The sequence below is a fragment of the Marinomonas balearica genome (assembly GCF_004362145.1).
GTDB classification, from domain to species: domain Bacteria; phylum Pseudomonadota; class Gammaproteobacteria; order Pseudomonadales; family Marinomonadaceae; genus Marinomonas; species Marinomonas balearica.
Genome location: NZ_SNXC01000016.1, coordinates 1 through 19,844, shown reverse-complemented (window position 1 = coordinate 19,844; position 19,844 = coordinate 1). Strand labels below are relative to the sequence as shown.

14 protein-coding genes are annotated in these 19,844 nt (G+C 44.1%); 7 read left to right on the top strand and 7 right to left on the bottom strand.

Going from position 1 to position 19,844, the window contains the following annotated elements:
- Nucleotides 1-462 precede the first annotated feature (462 nt).
- The 3 genes from DFP79_RS16805 to dksA form a co-directional block, all read right to left on the bottom strand.
- The gene (locus DFP79_RS16805; protein ID WP_133505104.1) at nt 463-1,857 is read right to left on the bottom strand and encodes a sigma-54 dependent transcriptional regulator; all 1,395 of its coding nucleotides are present in this window, start codon (nt 1,855-1,857) and stop codon (nt 463-465) included.
- Between the two features lie 98 nt (nt 1,858-1,955).
- Nucleotides 1,956-2,861, bottom strand: coding sequence for a tRNA glutamyl-Q(34) synthetase GluQRS (gene gluQRS / locus DFP79_RS16800; protein WP_133505103.1), 906 nt, complete (start codon nt 2,859-2,861; stop codon nt 1,956-1,958).
- Nucleotides 2,862-2,868: 7 nt separating this feature from the next.
- A complete protein-coding gene (dksA, locus tag DFP79_RS16795; protein WP_133505102.1) occupies nt 2,869-3,303 on the bottom strand; it encodes an RNA polymerase-binding protein DksA in 435 nt (144 codons plus the stop codon).
- 166 nt (nt 3,304-3,469) lie between these two features.
- Here dksA and DFP79_RS16790 point away from each other — a divergent pair, with 166 nt between their 5' ends.
- Entirely contained in the window at nt 3,470-4,630 is a 1,161-nt protein-coding gene (locus DFP79_RS16790) for an aminotransferase class I/II-fold pyridoxal phosphate-dependent enzyme (protein WP_133505101.1), read from the top strand.
- Between the two features lie 37 nt (nt 4,631-4,667).
- On the opposite strand, the gene DFP79_RS16785 is transcribed toward DFP79_RS16790, so the two are convergent.
- The 3 genes from DFP79_RS16785 to lptF are packed head-to-tail and all read right to left on the bottom strand — an operon-like array spanning nt 4,668 to nt 8,677.
- Nucleotides 4,668-6,527 (bottom strand): sulfatase-like hydrolase/transferase, encoded by a 1,860-nt coding sequence (locus DFP79_RS16785; protein ID WP_133505100.1) that lies wholly within the window; start codon nt 6,525-6,527, stop codon nt 4,668-4,670.
- A gap of 15 nt (nt 6,528-6,542) precedes the next feature.
- A complete protein-coding gene (lptG, locus tag DFP79_RS16780; protein WP_133505099.1) occupies nt 6,543-7,604 on the bottom strand; it encodes an LPS export ABC transporter permease LptG in 1,062 nt (353 codons plus the stop codon).
- Nucleotides 7,604-8,677: an LPS export ABC transporter permease LptF gene (lptF, locus tag DFP79_RS16775; RefSeq protein WP_243730305.1), complete on the bottom strand. Its 1,074-nt coding sequence runs from the start codon at nt 8,675-8,677 to the stop codon at nt 7,604-7,606. Before lptF ends, lptG begins: the two co-directional genes overlap by 1 nt.
- Nucleotides 8,678-8,841: 164 nt before the next feature.
- Here lptF and DFP79_RS16770 point away from each other — a divergent pair, with 164 nt between their 5' ends.
- The 4 genes from DFP79_RS16770 (at nt 8,842) to DFP79_RS16755 (ending at nt 14,512) form a co-directional block, all read left to right on the top strand.
- Nucleotides 8,842-10,302, top strand: coding sequence for a leucyl aminopeptidase (locus DFP79_RS16770; RefSeq protein ID WP_133505097.1), 1,461 nt, complete (start codon nt 8,842-8,844; stop codon nt 10,300-10,302).
- A gap of 1 nt (nt 10,303) precedes the next feature.
- Nucleotides 10,304-11,083 carry a phosphatase PAP2 family protein gene (locus DFP79_RS16765; protein ID WP_133505096.1) on the top strand — a complete coding sequence of 260 codons (780 nt, stop codon included), beginning with the start codon at nt 10,304-10,306 and terminating at the stop codon, nt 11,081-11,083.
- A gap of 17 nt (nt 11,084-11,100) precedes the next feature.
- Nucleotides 11,101-11,577 carry a hypothetical protein gene (locus DFP79_RS16760; RefSeq protein WP_133505095.1) on the top strand — a complete coding sequence of 159 codons (477 nt, stop codon included), beginning with the start codon at nt 11,101-11,103 and terminating at the stop codon, nt 11,575-11,577.
- Between the two features lie 151 nt (nt 11,578-11,728).
- Nucleotides 11,729-14,512: a valine--tRNA ligase gene (locus tag DFP79_RS16755; RefSeq protein WP_133505094.1), complete on the top strand. Its 2,784-nt coding sequence runs from the start codon at nt 11,729-11,731 to the stop codon at nt 14,510-14,512.
- Between the two features lie 132 nt (nt 14,513-14,644).
- Here DFP79_RS16755 and DFP79_RS16750 read toward each other — a convergent pair whose 3' ends face one another.
- Entirely contained in the window at nt 14,645-15,064 is a 420-nt protein-coding gene (locus DFP79_RS16750) for a CBS domain-containing protein (protein WP_133505093.1), read from the bottom strand.
- 83 nt (nt 15,065-15,147) lie between these two features.
- On the opposite strand from DFP79_RS16750, the gene tadA reads away from it, so the two are divergent.
- Both tadA and purL read left to right on the top strand, forming a co-directional pair.
- Nucleotides 15,148-15,627, top strand: coding sequence for a tRNA adenosine(34) deaminase TadA (gene tadA / locus DFP79_RS16745; protein ID WP_133505092.1), 480 nt, complete (start codon nt 15,148-15,150; stop codon nt 15,625-15,627).
- A gap of 100 nt (nt 15,628-15,727) precedes the next feature.
- A complete protein-coding gene (gene purL / locus DFP79_RS16740; protein ID WP_133505091.1) occupies nt 15,728-19,627 on the top strand; it encodes a phosphoribosylformylglycinamidine synthase in 3,900 nt (1,299 codons plus the stop codon).
- The last annotated feature ends 217 nt before the right edge of the window (nt 19,628-19,844 follow it).

The window sequence follows — 19,844 nt, the reverse complement described above, 5'->3', positions numbered from 1 at the left end:
AATTGGAAGTGCTGACTATATAGGTGTGAAGGTACGAGCGAAAGGCGAAAATAAAATAATCGCTTTGGATACTTTGAAGATACTAGTTCAGAAAATATTGTTGGTGCTGCTTCTGCAGTTCTACTCAAATATTATTTTTATTTTTCAACATTCTCATCGCCTACTTAAAGGCTGGCATATCTAAAAAAATCAACTATCCAAAGCGATTTCTCATTCCATGGTCTCAGATTTTATTTTTATTTGAGAGACCATGGTGTTCCTTAAATATTGTTGTTATTGGCAAGGAACTCTACGACGATTAACTTATTTTTATTATCAGTCAACCTTGTTATCGTTGCGACACTTATAAGGCATTTGTTGTGCCAAAAATATTAACTCATTGAAAATGTTAAAAAAAAGTATTTCGCTGTGCATTTTTTTTACAATATTGAGTCTCTCGTGTGGGTATTTTGGTATCAAGTGTTACTTTAATTTTGTTACTTTTTTGGGTATTCCGAGTTTTTGTCTTCTTTCCCAAAGGCTTTTTCGTGAAATGCCCAATGATTGGGCGATCTCTGTTTCGGTGAGCTCCTGCTGGTGCGATAGAACAAAGTGCTTTAGGTAATCATCAAGTGTTGTGCCACCGAATGCTTGGTCGTGCGGTTGTTGCTTTTGCGGGGTGTCGCTAAGTAACTCAAGCTTAAGGTTTTGAGGGTCTAAGTGGGTGCTTGGGCTTAATATGACAGCGCGTTCTATCGCATTTTCAAGTTCACGTACATTTCCTGGCCAAGAGTGGCTTCTAATGACGTTGTCAAATGCCTTTGAGTATTCGTATTGATGTGTGCTGTACTTTTTGCACGTCGATTTCAGTAGTGCTTGGGCAATAAGTGATAAGTCGTCGCCTCGCTCTCTAAGGGGAGGGAGGATGAGTTCCATTACATAGAGTCGATAGTACAAATCTTCTCGGAACTGGCCCTCTTTGACCATCTGCTTTAGGTTTCTGTGTGTTGCGGTAACAAGTCTAATATCCACTTTGGTAGACTGTACTGCACCGACTCGGCGTATTTCTCCTTCTTGCAGTACTCTGAGCAATCTTGCTTGAGCTTCCAGTGGCAGTTCGCCTATTTCATCAAGAAATAGAGTACCATTGTTGGCAGCGATGACTAGGCCGTCTCTGGCACTCGCTGCTCCTGTAAATGCTCCCTTTTCGTGGCCAAAAAGCTCTGATTCTATTAGGTTTTCTGGGATTGCAGCGCAATTGACGCTGATGAGGGCTTCTGAGTGTCGGCTGCTGAGATTGTGGAGCGCTTTTGCAACCAATTCTTTACCAGTCCCTGATTCGCCCCGTACGAGTACGGTGACGTCAGTAGGAGCAATTTTTCTTATGTCGCTGAATAGCGTTTGCATATTGGGGCTTTGTCCAATAATGCCGCTTTCAGGGGTGCCGAGTTTTTTGCTTTCTTCTGCTTTTGGGCTTAAGGGGAATAGTAAAACGTCCTCTTCGCCTTTGGGTGGTTCGAGTGTCGAAGTCGATGAGTTTGGACGTTCCAGAGCATCTATTACATGGTGGAGGACTTGCTCTGCTGAGCTAGGCAATGAAATGTAATACAGGCCACCTTTTGACATGAAGTCGACTGCTTTGTTGAGGCTGGCTTTGTCGTCGAAGATGATGCATGAGTGCTTGAGTGCTTTTTCGATGTCGGTCTGATTGAGTGAATCGATGTCGAGTAAAATTAGGTCGAAGTCTGTGAGCCCATAATATTTTTCGGCTTGCTGAATTGAGTGGCTGACGTTGATATGAAAGCCGTTTCTAGTGAGCCATTTTTCTGCAAATTTCAGTTCAGAGTTTTCAGGGCATATGATCATGATGTGGTGCATAAGTGTCACCTCTTGTAACTTGTGTAACGATTATACACATGCTTAGGTTCATGAAAATAGCGTGTGATTTATTGAAGGTGCTTTGTTGAATGGATGCTCTATTGTATGAGCCAACAATCTTCAGGCTTGAGTTGTATACTTTTTGATTGTTGTATCTTCTCAGGGTTCCATTTCTTAATAGCCAGTTGAAGAATCTCTTGAATGTGAAGTGCAGGGGAGATATTCGTAATTTGTAGGTACTTTAAAGCGGTTAACAGCGTGAGTTTATCTCCCGCCAGTAGTGCTTTGGCATGGTTTTGTTTGCTTACTTTGTTGCCATTGCTGTCTAGGATGACTGGAATATGACACATGCTGGGTGGTTCCCAGTCCAGTATAGAGTATAGGTAGAGTTGTTCGGTTGTTGTGTCTAGTAGGTCTGAACCGCGAACTAAGTGTGTAATTTCCTGAGCGTGATCGTCGACAACAACCGCAAGTTGATATGAGAAAAAGCCGTCTTTTCTTTTGAGTATTGGGTTATTTTGGAGTTTTTCTGCATCAAATAGGAGGTGGCCTTGTATCGGGTCGTTCACTTCAAAAATTGCTTTTTGATTGGTTAGTAATCGCCAAGAATGCTCTGAGCTTGGCTTTTCAGTGTTGCTGATGTTCGGTGAACAGATGTGCGGGTGCCTTCCTTGATAGGTCTTTAGAGATTGGCGTGTGCAATGGCATGGGAAGACTTTTTTTTGTGTGTTAAGGGATTGTAGGGTGTTTTCGTAGAGTTCGAAGCGGGTGGACTGTTTTAAAATAGGTAAGTCTGACAGAAGCCCATAACTACTAAGAGCAGAAATAAGTGATTGAGCGTGCTCTTTTTTACAGCGTGATCCATCAACATCTTCGATTCTGATGAGCCATTCGCCATTATGTTTTTTGGCATCCAAGTAGCTTGCAAGAGCTGCCACAAGGGAGCCAAAATGCAGCGGGCCAGTTGGCGAAGGAGCGAACCGGCCGCGATAAATACGCTGCATGTCTAAACTAGCCGCCGACTTGCTTCTCTTTCATTTCAGCAAGTGTCTTGCAGTCGATGCACATTGTTGCAGTTGGACGTGCTTCTAAGCGTCGAATACCTATTTCGATACCACACTCATCACAGAAACCGTAATCGTCTTCGTCAATGCGCTCGATTGTCTGGTTGATTTTTTTAACCAGTTTTCTTTCGCGATCACGTGCACGTAGTTCTAAGCTGAATTCCTCTTCTTGGCTTGCGCGATCATTTGGGTCGGCATAGTTCACCGCTTCTTCTTGCAAGTGATGAACGGTACGATCGACCTCTTCCATCAAGTTTTGCTTCCAGTTGACCAAGATGCTACGAAAGTGTGCCAACTGTTTTTCATTCATGTACTCTTCGCCCGCTACGGAAACGTAGGGTTCGAAGTCTTTCATTAATGATTCGGGATTCGTTTTTGGCATACGCATTGCCTCACTTCACAGGCGTTCCTTGTGGTACCCTGTACTGATTAAGTTTAGAAATTAGAAATTTTTCGGGCGGAAAGTTATCAGAAATTCCCTAATATAACCACTTTTTTTCGCGCAATTTTCTTTAGTGTACCGCTTTTTTGTATTAATGGATGGAAAAATGCATAAGTTAGCCTCAAGAGTAGAGCAAATTTCCCCTTTTCATGTAATGGCCGTATTGGAAAGAGCCAAGTATCTTCAATCGAAAGGGTTTGATGTTATTCATCTTGAAGTCGGTGAACCCGATTTTATAGCGCCTCGGAACGTGAGTGAAGCGGGATGCAAAACAATATTGGAGGGGCGCACAGGGTACACCGCGGCAAACGGCTTACCTGAGTTAAAAAAGGCAATTAGTCAGCATTATTTTGATCGCTATGAAACGGTTGTTGAAGAAGATCGAATTATTGTAACTCCTGGAGCCTCTGGTGCCTTGCTCCTAATGGCATCACTTATGGTTGAGTCAGGAGACAATGTCTTAATGCCTGATCCGTGCTATCCATGCAATCGGCATTTTTTGCTTCAGTGTGGCGCTCAAGCAAAGTTGGTTGAAACGAATGCGGTGCAGAATTTTTCAATTGATTTGTCTTCGTTGGATGAATATTGGGATGGAAATACGTCAGGTATGTGGTTGGCATCGCCTTCTAATCCGACGGGGGCTGTACTTTCTAGAGACTATATCGAATCTGCATGGAAGGAAGTAGCTGCTCGAAGAGGGCATCTTCTTGTTGATGAAATATATCAGGGCTTGGTATATGACGGGGAGGATTTTACCGCATTAAGTATCGATCGCGATATTTTTGTGATTAATAGCTTTTCAAAATTTTTTGCAATGACTGGATGGCGATTAGGGTGGATTGTCGTGCCAGATTGGGCAATCGAAGGGGCTACGAAGCTTGCTCAAAATTTGTTTATCTCGGCTCCTAGTGTCTCGCAATATGCTGCAATAAAAGCATTTGATAAAGAGTCTTTAAAAGAGTGCGAGGCGCGAAAAGAAGAGTTTTCCGAGCGTCGTAACACATTACTCGAAGGGTTAAGAGAAATCGGCTTGCCAGTTGTCGCTCCTGCACAGGGGGCTTTTTATGTTTATGTTGATGTATCTGGTGTCACTGATGACGCTATGGCGTGGTGTTTGGCGTTATTAGAAGAAAAGAACGTTGCGCTAACGCCTGGTGCAGATTTTGGTGTTAAAGATGCGCACAAGTATGTGCGCTTTGCGTACACGTGTGATCAAGAGCGCCTGCAAGAGGCTTTGTCTAGAATAAAGCTGTTTATAAATCGATAGGTGTTCCAAAGTGGCAATCTATCGATTGAGTAAGTTGTTATTTGTAAAAGCGACTGATCTCTTTTAGAACTGACAATGTAACGCCAGCAGGCATGTTTTTATCTGTTTTGTTTAGGTTTAAGTCGGTTACTTCGAATTGCCCTGTTGGGAAAGTGGTAACGATGCGATCCTTCATGATGACGCCGTAGTTGAAATAGCTGTGTACGAGTAACCAATCTCTTCCGGTTGGGTCGAATAAGGAGCGTCCACTGCTGTATGTGTTCATCGGTGTTGTGATTCCAAGAGCTTCAGTCATTATGGTTGGGACAATGTCGTAATGACTGGTTCTGTGGTGGTATTCTTTATGCGCTTTTCCTGGCCAAAGTATAACAAGAGGGACATGAGTTTGATTTTGCGTGAAGTTACTGCCGTGTCCCCAGTAATTTTGCTCCGTGTCGTTAAACTCTTCTCCATGATCTGATGTGATGATCACGATTGTATCTTTTAGTTTATTTGTTTCCTCTAAACTGTTTATGACTCTTTCTATTTGCTCGTCAATAAAGTGCAAAGCGGTTCGATATCTGTTCCGATAAGGTGTTGGGTCAAAATCTTCGTTCAAAGCGAGATGATCAACTCGGTCCCAATAAGGTTCAAATTTGGGGTTATAGTCTTCTGGTGGAGCATACCCGTGAGCGGCGTCAAAAAATAGAAAGCTTAAAAATGGCGAGTGAGTATTTTTTACAAACTCGACAAAGTTGTCTGTGATTTTTCTATCCCTTTTGTAGGGCGCGTCACCTTCGGTTTTTGTCGCTAAGTTAGGAATGCTGCTGAAAACATTGCGATGGAATGACGGGTTGATAATTGGGCCTGAGCTCCAAATTCCAGTCTCATAGCCGGCTTTTTGCAGAGACTGAATAAAGACAGGAGGCAGTTGTGCTGCCGTAAATGCGTCCCAATAGGTACCGGGTATGCCGTAGAAAAGGCTAAATATCCCCCCTTTTGTGACATTTCCACCGCTTTGGTGGTCTTTAAAGTACAGCGCATCTGATTGCTGAGTTAGGTTGAACGTATAGGGCGTTACGGTATTGTCAAAAGTGTCCCCGCGCCATGCATCGATGGCAATAAACAAAATGTTTGGTTTGTTGTCGGCTTTAATGTCGTAGCCTTGTGTTGGGTAATTAAGTTGCCCTGTGTGTTCTTTTGCAAACGGTGCACGTTGAGTGACGGTATTTGGGTCAATCCAACCTTGCTTCGCCATAAACCGCACCGCTGTGGCGGGTTCGTAAAGCGGAAGGTGTCGTGTCATGGCTCGTATTTCAGTGTTGCCGTGAGCGTCGTACCACGCGTGTATTAGATTGGCACTAAGGAACGATAAAACAATCAGTGAATAGAAGCTTAAACGAAGGTTTTTTAACTTTCGGTTTTGGGTAAGTCTAATGCTGACCCATAGAAGGACAGCACAAACTCCCATAAAAAGAAAAACAACACCAGCGATTAGTAGTTTAGTAAGCCACGAAACAGAAACAACCTGACTGCCACCTTCGCCAAATACAAGGCTCCAAACGAACCCTCCAAGATGAAAACGGTACAGCTCATATATCTGGGTGTCAGTAAAAAATAATATTGAAATGCCTGTGCCTGTTAGCCACAAAATAAATAGATTTAGGTGTTTCTGCTTAATAAGAGTGACTAAACACGTAGAAATAATAACGCCAAGAAAACACAATAATCCTATCTGTCCAATGAAGGCGAATGACAAATACACTGTGCCCAGAGTGCTGCTTACTTGTATAAAGGATGTGTAATTTAGAGTAATTACATAGGCCAGCAGGGTGTATAGCAGGCCGAAGAGTAAGCTGGATTTTGCCCATTGAAGGCGTGACAGGGGCGGATCAATCATCGTATTTATAAGTTTCATTGTTTTTTATTCGGTTTAACCCCTGCGTCGCATTAAGAAAATGCCGATAGCAAAGCAGATTGTGATAGGGATTGAGACACCAATAAATGGAGAGAAATGAAGGGCTAGGCTCATTTTTCCAAAAAGGCTGAGACCATTTTGGAAAATAATACCGATCAAAACACCTGAAAAAATTCTTCCTCCCATTGTTGAGGATCTAAGTGGTCCGAACACACTGGATAAAGCAACAATGACAAGCGCGAAGCATGCAAAAGGCATAAGAGCTTTCGTCCAAAATTCGAGTTGATACAGCCCCGCATTCAGTTCTTGATGAACGAGGTAGTCTTGATAATTGTGCAACTCAGTTAGAGATAGTGCTTCAGGTTCCTGCGAGGCAAGGAATAAATGATTGGGTTTTAATGATGTTGTCCACGACGCAGTCTTTTGATAGCTTGTTTCAATATTATCACCTAGAAAGTGTGTCTCTGTGACCTGCTCCAGTGTCCATTGTTCACCAGATTGGTGTTTTGCGAATTTAGCTTTTTGGATTTTTTCTAGAGCATGGTCTTTCGGTGTGAAAATCTGAATGTCATAAAGTACGCCGTCTCGGTCCGCTGCGTTGATATAAACAAAGTTACCATCGGACTTTATCCAGACACCACCTGTTAGGGCGAATTTTCCAGCGCTTTGCCCACGAAGTCGCTCTATTAAGTCTGCTTGTTGTGTTGTGTAGGGAGAGATGTATTCAGAAGTAAACACTCCCAAAATAGCAACAATAAATATTGGCTTGCAGGCTGCGAACCCTATGCGCCAGATGGGAGTACCTGCGGCTCTGATAACGGTAAGTTCGGAAGTTGAGGCCAATGCCCCCAACCCTACTAGGGTGCCGATTAAGGATGCCACGGGAATGTATTCTGCAAATTTAGTGGGTGCGCGATAGGCTAAAACTTGAAGTAGTGCGGTTGTGGTATAACTGTCGCTTACCTTTTTTACTTGGTCTATGAAGGTTAGTGCAAAGTCTAACCCTAGGAGTACGAAGATAACGGCTGCGAATGACCAAAGAACGCTGCTGCCGATATATCGGTCAAAGCGGTTCATTATTGGCTCTCCTTTGCGGTCGGAAGTTTGGCTTTTTTGCGAGCAAATGTTTGATTAAATTGGAGAAACAATACACCTGAAATGGTCGCAAACATCGCGTGTGCCCACCATAACCCAAATTGAGCGGGGATTTTTCCTTTCTCTAGTGCTGTTTTCCCCCAGATAAGTAAACCAAGGTAGAGGATCATCAGTAATATTGCGGGGAGCATTTTGAAAAAACGCCCTTGTCGTGGGTTAACTTGGCTCAATGAAACGCCAATGATTGCCAAAATTGGAATCATGATAACTAACGCCATGCGCCAATGTAATTCTGCGACATATTTAAGGTTTTCGGATCCTAAAAGGGCAGAAGTCGGAACGGCAAAGGCTCGGTCTATTTTTTCAAATGCTTTGTCTTCTAGTCGAATGGCGTAGGTATCAAACTCCATGATTCGATACTCCGCTGACCCAGGTACGCCTTCGTATCGAACGCCATTTTTGAATACTAAATAGTTTAAACCGCCTTCTGCTTCTATGCGGATTTGCTCTGCGTTTTTAGCAACTGTTTGTGTGGGAATGTCTCGGTCATTTTTGCGTACAAAGTCTGATAGAAAAATATCATTCATCCAGCCTTCTTCAGCGGTGAAGCTCGCAACATACGTGGTTCTCTGTCCTCGTCCTTGGAAGCGACCTGGTTGAATGAAATCAAATGCGGTCAGTTGGTCTTGTTCTTGTCGTGCCAGTTCGGCCTGATATTCTGAGAAAGGGGAGAGCCAGAAGTTGATGAAAGCGCTAGCGAGCGTTAAAACGCCTGCTATACCTAAAGTGTAGAGCGCTAATTTTGCTTTACTGATTCCGCTTGAAAATAAAATCGACATTTCATTTTCTATGTACAAGCGACCGTATGCTAAAAGCAAAGATATGAAAAACGCCAAAGGAAGAATCATCTGTATAAAACTGGGAATATGGAACCCTAGAATGATAAAAAGGAACTCAAATGACATTTTACCTTCAGCAGCACGCCCCAAATAATTTACAAATCGGCCGCTGAGAATGATGAGAAGAAGAATTAGAGTCACTCCAGCTGTTGACACGAGCACTTCTTTCGCCAAGTATCTGAATAGTCTCAAATTCACCTCAATGGATAATTAAAGTTACAACAAAGTGTTGATAGCAAATTATAGAGTCCCCATTATCTCGCGATAAGGTAGTGATTATCCAGTGTTTTATACAAGTTATTAGGAAAGAGGAAGATTAAATGAAAACGGCATTGTTCGATCGTATATCCGCAGTAGAAGCAGATTTGACGGTTGTTTTTGTACCTAGTGAAGGCGAGTTGCCGGAATCTACCGCATGGATTGATGCAAAATCATCGGGACAAATTTTGCAACTGCGTGAATCTAACGTTTTTAAAGGCACGGTGGGGCAGACCTTACTTCTACCTTCTGTAGCTGAAGAGTTTGCATCCGCTGTTTTGCTGGTCGGTGTGGGAAAAGGAACTCTTTCTGACGCGAAAGCGAAAAAAGTCGTAGCGGCAATCGCATCCCAAATTAAAGGGCTTCCATTTGCAAAAGTGGCTGTCGCGTTAAAAGGTCTAAGTGTTGTTGACCGTCAAGAAGCTAATGTACTGACACTTGCCGCGCAATGGTTAAATGAAGGTTTCTATGAGTTTCTTGGGTTCAGACAAGATGATAAAGACAAAGCAACCAACGTTGAGACCATTTTACTCGAAGGTACAGACGAATCTGCTATGTCCGTTGGTGTCGCTACGGCAGTAGGCTCGGCGTTTACTCGTCAACTTGGAAATCTACCAGGTAACGTATGTACTCCTAGCTACCTTGCTTCTAAAGCGCAGGGTCTCGGTGAAGAGTATGGCATTGATGTCGAGTTGGTAGACGAGACAAAAATGGACGAGTTAGGCATGCATTGTATGTTGTCTGTAGGCCGCGGCAGTGATCAGCCAAGCTACCTTATCGTTATGCATTATCGAGGCGGAGTGGAAGGCGAAGCGCCTCACGTGCTTCTTGGTAAAGGTATTACTTTTGATACTGGTGGTATTTCATTGAAGCCAGGCGCCAAAATGGACGAAATGAAATATGACATGTGCGGCGCGGCCAGCGTGTTCGGTACCATGAAAGCCATTTGTGAAATGAAGCCTGCTGTGAATTTTACTGCGGTCATTGCTGCCGCTGAAAATATGCCGAGTGGACATGCTACAAAACCGGGAGACATCGTTCGTACTATGTCTGGTAAGACCGTAGAAATTTTGAATACGGATGCTGAAGGTCGTTTGGTTCTTTGTGATGCCTTAACATATATTGAGCGCTTTGAGCCACAATCCGTTGTGGATATAGCGACTCTAACAGGTGCTTGTGTTGTTGCATTAGGCAGCGTGAATTCAGCGATGTATGCGAATGACGATACGGTTGCTGAAAGCTTAAAGGTAGCGAGTAAAGGTGCTGCGGATAAACTTTGGCAAATGCCTTTAGATGAAGAATACCAGCAGCAGTTGGACAGCAACTTTGCCGATATGGGTAATATTGGAGGCCCTGAAGCTGGCTCGGTTACCGCTGCTTGTTTCTTGTCTCGATACACTGAATCTTATCCATGGGCTCATTTGGATATTGCAGGAACCGCTTGGACGGGTGGGGCTGCAAAAGGTGCTAGCGGAAGACCCGTAGGCTTGTTGACTCAGTATTTGTTGAATAAAGTAAAGTAGTATGAAAAGCATCCGAGAGTTTTGGGTGCTTTTTTGTGGAGCGTTTATAGCTGTAAACGCTCCTTTTGCTTGTGCGAGTGACGGTTTTTGGGGGACGTTGTACGGTGAAGTAGTACAGGATTATCAGTCTTTTTATACTACCTCGACATTGAAATCACTGTCTCCTGGTCTTCTTACAGCGGGCGTTATGGCCAATAGTAATATTGACGAATATTTGCATGAGCAGTTGCCGCATGACGATGAAAGTTTTCTTAATGACTCAAAGCAGGTCAATTATTTCGGTGACTCAACACGCACGATACCCAGTATTCCCATTTATTTAGGGGTTATGGGGCTCGATTATTGGCTAAGTGATCATGAAAGCGTTTACGGTAAATGGGGACGGTACTCTTTTCGAACCTTCATGGTAGGCGCTCCTTCAGGTTTTATTACCGCAAATATTCTAGGTGGAAGTCGGCCAAATGAGGGCCGAAGCAGTAACTGGCGCCTTTTCGATGACGTGAATAGCGTTAGCGGTCATTCTTTTTCAGGAGCGGTTCCTATGATTAATGCCGCGATGCTATCTGAATCCACAGGAATGAAGGCGTTATTCTATGGTTTGTCTGTTATGCCGGGGCTTGCAAGGGTGGCGATTAACAAACATTACTCTTCACAGGCTTTGTTGGGCTGGACATTTGCTTATGTGAGTGCCAAAGTTGTACATCAAAATCGCACGGATATGAATGTCAGTTTGAGTTACTACCGCGATATTCCAGTGCTTACACTTGTCAAAAAGTTCTAACTTATTGGTCCTTTTTTATGTCGGATACTGTGACACAAACATTTAACGCCGAACCTGATGAAACGGTACTCACGAATGCTTTAAGAAATCAGGATGATATTCCTATCTTGATGGATATTGTCGGTACACAGGATGTCAAAGCGACTCAGCAAACGGCTTCTTCTAAAAAAAAGGAGCAGACTCCAAGCGCCGTTTATTCAGAAGACAGTGTTTTGGATATTGAGTCTAAAAATGTTGAAAAAGCTTCCCCTGCCTTAAAAATTTCGTCGTCTGAAAAAGAGGCTGCTAACTCGCCTCTATCACAAGAGGACTATTTTTCTCTTTCTATGGACGACGGTGACACTCAAACGCCACTTGCTGCGATTGATGAACAACAAGACGACGAACAACGAGACAGAGCGCATCTTGAAGCGGCGATTCAAACCGTTCTGGAACAGCGTCTTCCTAGTTTGATCACAGATGTACTGATTGAGTATACGAAGCGCAAGGGGTGACCATATCATGCAAGAAATGGGAGCCTTTCCCATGCTTCCTTTGTTCTATCTTTCAATTGACGACATGAGCGGCTTCCTCCGTTCGTGTTGACACGCTATAATCCCTCGATTATTTATCAACTGCCATTTTATAGAGTTTTAAGACAACATAATGGAAAAGACTTACCAACCTCAGAGTATCGAAGCCCCAATTTATCAGCGTTGGGAAGAAAACAATTATTTCGCGCCAAGCGGAAATGGCGCTCCATTTTCCATTATGATTCCACCGCCAAATGTAACGGGGAGTCTTCATATGGGGCATGCATTCCAGCACAGCATCATGGATGCCATGATTCGACGTGCTCGAATGCAAGGCAAGCAAACTCTTTGGCAACCTGGCAGTGACCATGCAGGTATTGCAACGCAAATGGTAGTTGAGCGCCAGCTGGCCGCACAAAATACCACTCGTAAAGAGCTAGGCCGTGAAAAATTCCTCGAAAAAGTGTGGGAGTGGAAAGGTCAGTCTGGTGGTACGATTTCTGATCAAATGCGGGTTTTAGGTGACTCTGTCGACTGGTCTAAAGAGCGCTTTACGATGGATCCAGGCATGTCTGAAGCGGTTCAGGAAGTGTTTGTACGCTTGTATGATGAAGGCATTATTTACCGTGGCCAACGTTTGGTTAACTGGGATCCTAAACTTCATACCGCTATTTCAGATCTCGAAGTTATTTCCGAAGAAGAGAATGGCTTCCTTTGGCATTTCCGTTATCCATTGGCCGATGGTGCTAAAACGGCAGATGGAAAAGACTATATCGTAGTTGCGACAACACGTCCTGAGACCATGTTGGGTGACTCAGCAGTGGCAGTGGCACCGGACGATGAGCGTTACCAAGATTTAGTTGGCAAAGAAATTGAATTGCCATTAGTTGGTCGAAAGGTTCCAATTATTGCTGATGACTACGTAGATAAAGAATTTGGAACTGGCTGTGTGAAAATTACCCCAGCTCACGATTTCAATGACTACGAAATGGGTAAACGCCACGACTTACCAATGATCAATATTTTGACCGACGACGCGTCGATTAATGATAACTCCCCTGAAAAATACCAAGGGATGGATCGCTTCGAGGCTCGTAAGGTGATTGTTGCTGATTTCGAAGCATTAGGCCTACTGGATAAAATTGACGACCATAAGTTGAAAGTGCCTCGCAGTGAGCGTGGCAATACCGTCGTAGAGCCTTATTTAACGAATCAATGGTATGTTGCCGTAGAAACTTTAGCGAAACCTGCTATTGAAGCTGTTGAGAACGGCGATATCCAGTTTGTTCCAAAACAGTGGGAAAACACCTACTTTTCTTGGATGCGTGATTTACAAGATTGGTGTATTTCTCGTCAGCTTTGGTGGGGACACCAAATTCCAGCTTGGTATGATGCGCAGGGTAAATTCTACGTAGGAAAAGATGAAGCAACTGTTCGCGAAAAATACAGCTTAGGTGACGATGTTGAGCTTACTCAGGACGAAGATGTTCTGGATACGTGGTTCTCTTCTGCATTGTGGACGTTTGCTACGCAAGGTTGGCCAGAAGAGACAGAAGAGTTCAAACTGTTTAGTGAATCCGATGTGTTGGTAACAGGGTTTGATATTATCTTCTTCTGGGTCGCGCGAATGATCATGATGACGTTGAAGTTCACAGATAAAGTGCCCTTCAAGACAGTCTATATCACAGGACTTATTCGCGATGAACGCGGCGATAAAATGTCCAAATCAAAAGGGAATGTTATTGACCCACTTGATTTGATTAATGGCATCGATATCGAATCTTTGGTGCAAAAACGCACCTACGGCATGATGCAGCCACGTCTTGCTGAAAAAGTTGAGAAAAACACACGTTCCGCTTATCCAGAAGGTATTCAGGCATACGGAACGGATGCATTGCGCTTTACGCTGTGCTCTTTGGCATCGGGCGGTCGTGATATTAAGTTTGATCTAAACCGCTTAGAAGGTTACCGCAACTTCTGTAATAAAATCTGGAATGCAACACGTTATGTGTTGATGAATACGGAAGAGAAAGACTGTGGTCAGTCTGGCTCAGATGTAGAGCTTTCGTTGGCCGATCGATGGATTATCAGTCGCTTACAGCAAGCGGAATCAGCGGTAAACAAAGCGTATGATACGCATCGTTATGACCTTGCAGCGCAAGCTTTGTATGAATTTATGTGGCACGAGTATTGTGACTGGTACCTTGAGCTTTCTAAACCTGTGCTTTGGGATGAGAATGCAACAGAAGCTCAGTTGACCGGTACTCGCCGCACATTGGTTCGTGTTCTGGAAGCGTTTTTACGCCTAGCTCACCCAATGATGCCGTTCCTGACGGAAGAAATTTGGCACCGCGTTGCGCCTTTAGCAGGTGTTGAAGGTGAAACGATTATGCTTGCTTCTTATCCAGAAGCAGATGATTCGAAGTTAGATCATGACGCTGAAAACGATGTCGAGTGGCTGAAAGGAGTGATTGAAGGTATTCGTAATATCCGCGGTGAGATGGATATTGCTCCGTCTAAACCTCTAAATATCTTATTCCGTAATGGCTCGGAGCAAGACAAAGCTAGGATGCTTGCGAATACGGCATTCTTACAAAAGCTGGCAAAACTTGAAACGTTAACATGGCTAGAAAAAGGCGATGAAGCGCCTATGTCTGCAACTGCGCTGGTTGGCGATATGGAAGTGTTGGTACCGATGGCAGGCCTGATTGATAAAGATGCAGAACTTGCTCGTCTACAAAAAGAAATAGACAAGGCAACGAAGGATCTTCAACGTATTGAAGGTAAGCTTTCTAACGAGAGTTTCGTTGCTAAGGCGCCAGAGGCTGTTGTTGCTAAAGAACGTGCTAAATCAGACGATCTAAAGCAAGCGGTTGCTAAGCTTGAAGAGCAAAAAGTATCAATTGAATCGCTTTAACTCTATGTGAGCCTGCTATTTGAATGCAGGTTTGAATAGCGACTTAGTACGATGTTAATAAAAAATGCCAAGACACATAGTGTGTACTTGGCATTTTTTGTACTGGTTGAAGAAAAGAGTTTGGGAGGCTGTTTAAGCGTCCTTTAAATAGGTGTGAGCGAGCTTTACGAAATCGACGGGAGTAAGGATGCCGACAAGCTTATCGTCGTCGACTACTGGAAGGCTTCCGTATTTGTTTGATATGAAAAACTGCGCCGCAATGTCTAAGTCTGTGTCAGGTGTCAACGTCAATATGTCGGTGTTCATGGCATTTTTGACTGGCGTCTGGGCTTCTTTCTTGCTCAACAACTGTGTGCCAAACTGACTAACAAGGTAAAAAGCGTGCTTTAAATATTCTCGTTGGGTTAACATTCCTAGACATTTTCCGTCGTCATCAACGACAGGCAGATTTCTAATGTTTTTTTCCGCCATAAGTTCCTTAGCAGATGCCAAGGAGTCGGTTTCTTTAATTGTAACTAGATTGGTAATCATTAAATCTACAACTTTTTTCACACCTATAATCCTCGTTAATAATTGAACTCAGTTTAGAGGACGAAATAGAAGACCAGCAACTTTTTAGTTTGAGATAAATCAATATGACAGACGATGAGTGGATGAAAGAGGCGCTAGCGTTAGCGGAAGAAGCAGCACAGGAAAGTGAAATCCCTGTCGGTGCGATTGTTGTTCAAAATAACCAAATAATCGGACGAGGTTTTAATCGGCCTATTAGTACGTGTGATCCCACTGCTCATGCAGAGATTCAAGCAATACGAAATGCATGTGCCAACGTAAATAACTACCGTCTTCCAGGCGCCACTTTGTATGTGACGCTAGAACCTTGTTCTATGTGCGCCGGAGCGATAGTGCATGCACGCATCGCGAAAGTGGTTTATGGAGCGACAGAGCCAAAAAGTGGTGTAACAGAAAGTCAGGGACAGTTTTTTGAACAGGCCTTTTTGAATCATAAAGTAGAAGTGGTCGGGGGGGTGTTGGCATCGGAAGCGTCAGAACAGTTGACGGCATTCTTTCAGTTTCGTCGAGAGCAAAAAAAGAAATTGAAACGATCGGTCAAATAAAACAGGTTAATGAGATCTTGCTGCTACTATCCCTTACCCACTCATTCATTTAAAATACCCCGCAAAATCCCCGAACTAACCATATGAGGTAACACTCGACATGCTAACCCTGCATGGCTCCGCAGCTCTTTCTGCGTTTCGTAAGGCTAAACTCCTTTCTACAGTACAAGCCGTTGCTCCAGGTGTAACGGATATTGATGCGCAATTTATACACTTTATTGAGCTAAATTCAGGCGATTCGTTGTCTGAAAAAGAGCAGCTAATATTGGAACAAGCGTTGACTTACGGAGCTAAGACAGATGCCGTTAAAACGTCTGATCAAAGCGTGTTGGTTGTACCTCGTATTGGCACCATTTCTCCATGGTCTTCAAAGGCAACGGATATTCTTCATAACTGTGGTTTGAATAAAGTCGCACGTGTGGAGCGTGGTGTTCAGTATTTCGTTCATTCTGACTCAGTTTTGTCTGATGATCTGCGCCAAACGGTTGCTTCGTTGCTGCATGACCGTATGACTGAAAGTTTGCTTGAACTAACAAGTCAGGCGTCACAGCTGTTCAGTCATGCAGAGCCTGCTCCAATGAGCAATGTTGATATTCTGGGCGGTGGCCGAGATGCATTGGTCACGGCAAACCAAACATTGGGCTTAGCTCTGGCGGATGACGAAATTGATTACCTAGTTGAATCTTTCGTTGAACTTGGTCGCAATCCAAACGACATTGAGTTGATGATGTTTGCACAGGCAAACTCTGAACACTGTCGCCACAAAATCTTCAACGCTTCTTGGACGATCGATGGCGAAGAGCAAGACCGCTCTTTGTTCCAGATGATCAAGAATACGCACGAGCATAATAGCGACGGCACCTTATCTGCCTATAAAGATAACGCTGCAGTGATGGAAGGTCATCACGCGGGTCGTTTTTATCCTGCTCCTGGTTCGCAAGAATATGATTTCAGTCAGGAAGATATCGATATCCTGATGAAGGTAGAAACGCATAACCATCCAACTGCGATTGCGCCTTTCTCTGGTGCTGCGACAGGGTCCGGCGGTGAAATCCGTGATGAAGGTGCGACAGGTATTGGCGCTAAGCCGAAAGCTGGCTTAACTGGCTACACGGTATCCGATCTTAAAATCCCTGGCTTTGAACAACCATGGGAAAGCCAATACGGTAAGCCTTCTCGTATCGTAACGCCTTTGGATATTATGATCGAAGGGCCGATTGGTGGTGCTGCTTTTAATAACGAATTTGGTCGCCCAAATCTTCTTGGTTACTTCCGTACTTACGAACAAAAAGTAGAGGGAGCAAATGGAGACGAAGTTCGAGGCTACCATAAGCCGATCATGTTGGCGGGTGGTCTTGGTAATATTCGCCGTGATCATGTAGAAAAAGACGAGATTGATGTTGGCGCGAAGCTGGTTGTACTAGGTGGACCTGCAATGTTGATCGGTCTTGGTGGTGGTGCTGCATCCTCTATGGCGTCTGCTGATGGTAACGAAGATCTTGATTTCGCTTCTGTTCAGCGTGGTAACCCCGAGATGGAGCGTCGTTGTCAGGAAGTAATCGATCGTTGCTGGCAGCTAGGTGATAACAACCCAATTAGCTTTATTCATGATGTTGGTGCGGGCGGTCTTTCTAATGCATTGCCTGAACTGGTTAAAGACGGTGAGCGTGGTGGTGCATTTGATTTACGCAAAGTGCTAAACGACGAACCGGGTATGTCTCCGTTGGAGGTTTGGTGCAACGAATCTCAAGAGCGCTACGTACTAGCGGTACCGGCTGATCGTATAGAAGAGTTTGAAGATATTTGTGCTCGCGAGCGCTGTCCGTTTGCAGTTGTTGGTGAAGCGAAAGAAGAGCTTCATCTAGAAGTACAAGACCCTCATTTTGATAACAAGCCTGTCGATCTTCCTATGTCAGTGTTGTTTGGCAAGCCACCTAAAATGCATCGTACTGCCGAAAAGGCCAATGTAAAAGGCGACAACTTCTCTGGCGAGAATTTAGATTTGGCGGATGCAGCAAATCGCGTTCTTAGCTTACCAACCGTTGCTTCTAAAAGTTTCTTGATTACGATTGGTGACCGAACAATTACGGGTATGGTTGCTCGTGATCAGATGGTTGGCCCATGGCAAGTTCCCGTTGCCGATGTTGCTGTGACGACATCCAGCTTAGACAGTTATACCGGTGAAGCGATGACAATGGGGGAACGCACTCCATCCGCTTTGTTGGACGCACCTGCATCTGGTCGCATGGCGGTTGGTGAAGCTTTGACTAACCTAGCGGCTGCAAAAATTACTAAGCGTAACCATATCAAGCTGTCTGCTAACTGGATGGCCGCAGCGGGTCACGCTGGCGAAGACGAAAAACTGTATCAAACTGTGAAAGCGGTAGGTATGGAATTATGTCCTGCACTTGATATCGCAATTCCTGTTGGTAAAGATTCCATGTCGATGAAAACGGTATGGAAAGAAGATGGTGAAGATAAGTCTGTTACCTCTCCGCTATCACTAGTGATTACAGCATTTTCTCCTGTAGAGGATGCACGTAAAACGCTGACGCCTGAATTGACTAATAATGCAGATACTCAGCTTTTGCTTATTGATCTTGGTGCTGGGCAAAATCGACTAGGCGGCTCCGTTCTTGCTCAGGTTTACAACCAAGTTGGCTCAACTGTTCCTGATGTTGACAGTGCTGATGCATTGGCCGGCTTCTTTGATGCAACACAGGCATTGAATGGAGAGGGTAAGCTGCTTGCTTATCATGACCGTTCTGACGGCGGCCTATTTGCATCTTTGGTAGAAATGTCTTTCGCAAGTCACATCGGTTTAGATGTGAATCTTGATTTGATCGCGTCAAATCAGGTTGAAGCGGCATCTGCTCTCTTTAATGAAGAGCTAGGTGCAGTGATTCAGGTTAATGATGTTGATGCGCAAGCAATAATAGAAGCGTATGCAGCAAAAGGTGTTGCGGTTCATAAAGTGGCGACACTTAATGATAGCGATACATTAAACTTTACGTTAAATAATGACGTTATCCTGACTCAAGACCGTATCACTTGGCAGCGCACATGGTCTGAAACAAGTTACCGCATTCAAGCTTTACGCGATAACCCTGAATCAGCACAGCAAGAGTTTGATAACTTGTTAGATGCCAAAGATCCGGGGCTATCTGCATCGCTAAGTTTTGATGTGAATGAAAATATTGCTGCGCCTTATATCTCAACAGGTGCTAAGCCGCGCATGGCAGTGTTGCGTGAGCAGGGTGTTAATGGTCAAGTAGAAATGGCAGCAGCCTTCCATAAAGCGGGCTTTACACCAGTAGATGTTCACATGAGTGATATTCTGTCTGGCCGTATTTCTCTAGAAGAATTTAAAGGGCTAGTCGCTTGTGGTGGTTTCTCATACGGTGACGTATTAGGCGCTGGTGAAGGTTGGGCAAAATCCATCTTATTTAACGAACGAGCTCGCGAACAGTTTGAAGCTTTCTTCAACCGCCAAGATACTTTCTCATTAGGTGTGTGTAACGGTTGTCAGATGTTATCAAACCTACATGATTTGATCCCAGGCGCACAAAACTGGCCGAAGTTTGTGCGTAACCAATCTGCTCAGTTTGAAGGACGATTGGTTCAAGTCGAAGTGAAGGAATCTAAGTCTATCCTTCTTTCAGGTATGGAAGGCTCTCGTATGCCAATTGTCGTGGCACACGGAGAAGGGCAGACAGAATACCGTGATGAGGCTCATAAAATTGCATTGCAATCAAATCAACAGATTGCACTTCAGTATGTTGATAACTATGGTCAACCAACTGAGCGCTACCCATTCAACCCGAATGGTTCTGTTGAAGGGGTTACAGGTCTGACAACAGAAGATGGTCGAGTAACGATTATGATGCCACACCCTGAGCGAGTGTATCGCGCTATTCAACACAGCTGGTCACCTGCGGAGTGGCAAGAGCTGGCTCCTTGGGCGCGTTTGTTCCAAAACGCTCGTAAGTGGTTGGGTTAAATCCGAATAGAATAGTGATCTAGTAGAAGCCCCTATTTGTTAATATCAAATAGGGGCTTTTTTAATATAGAAGGGAACTCTTTTAACTATTTGATAAAAAATCGAAATAAATGAAAAAAGTGCTTGCGTAAAAAAATCTGGAAGGTAATATACGCACCCACTGACACGGACAACCACTCAGAACAACGGGTGAGACGCTAAGAAGAACACTTCTAAG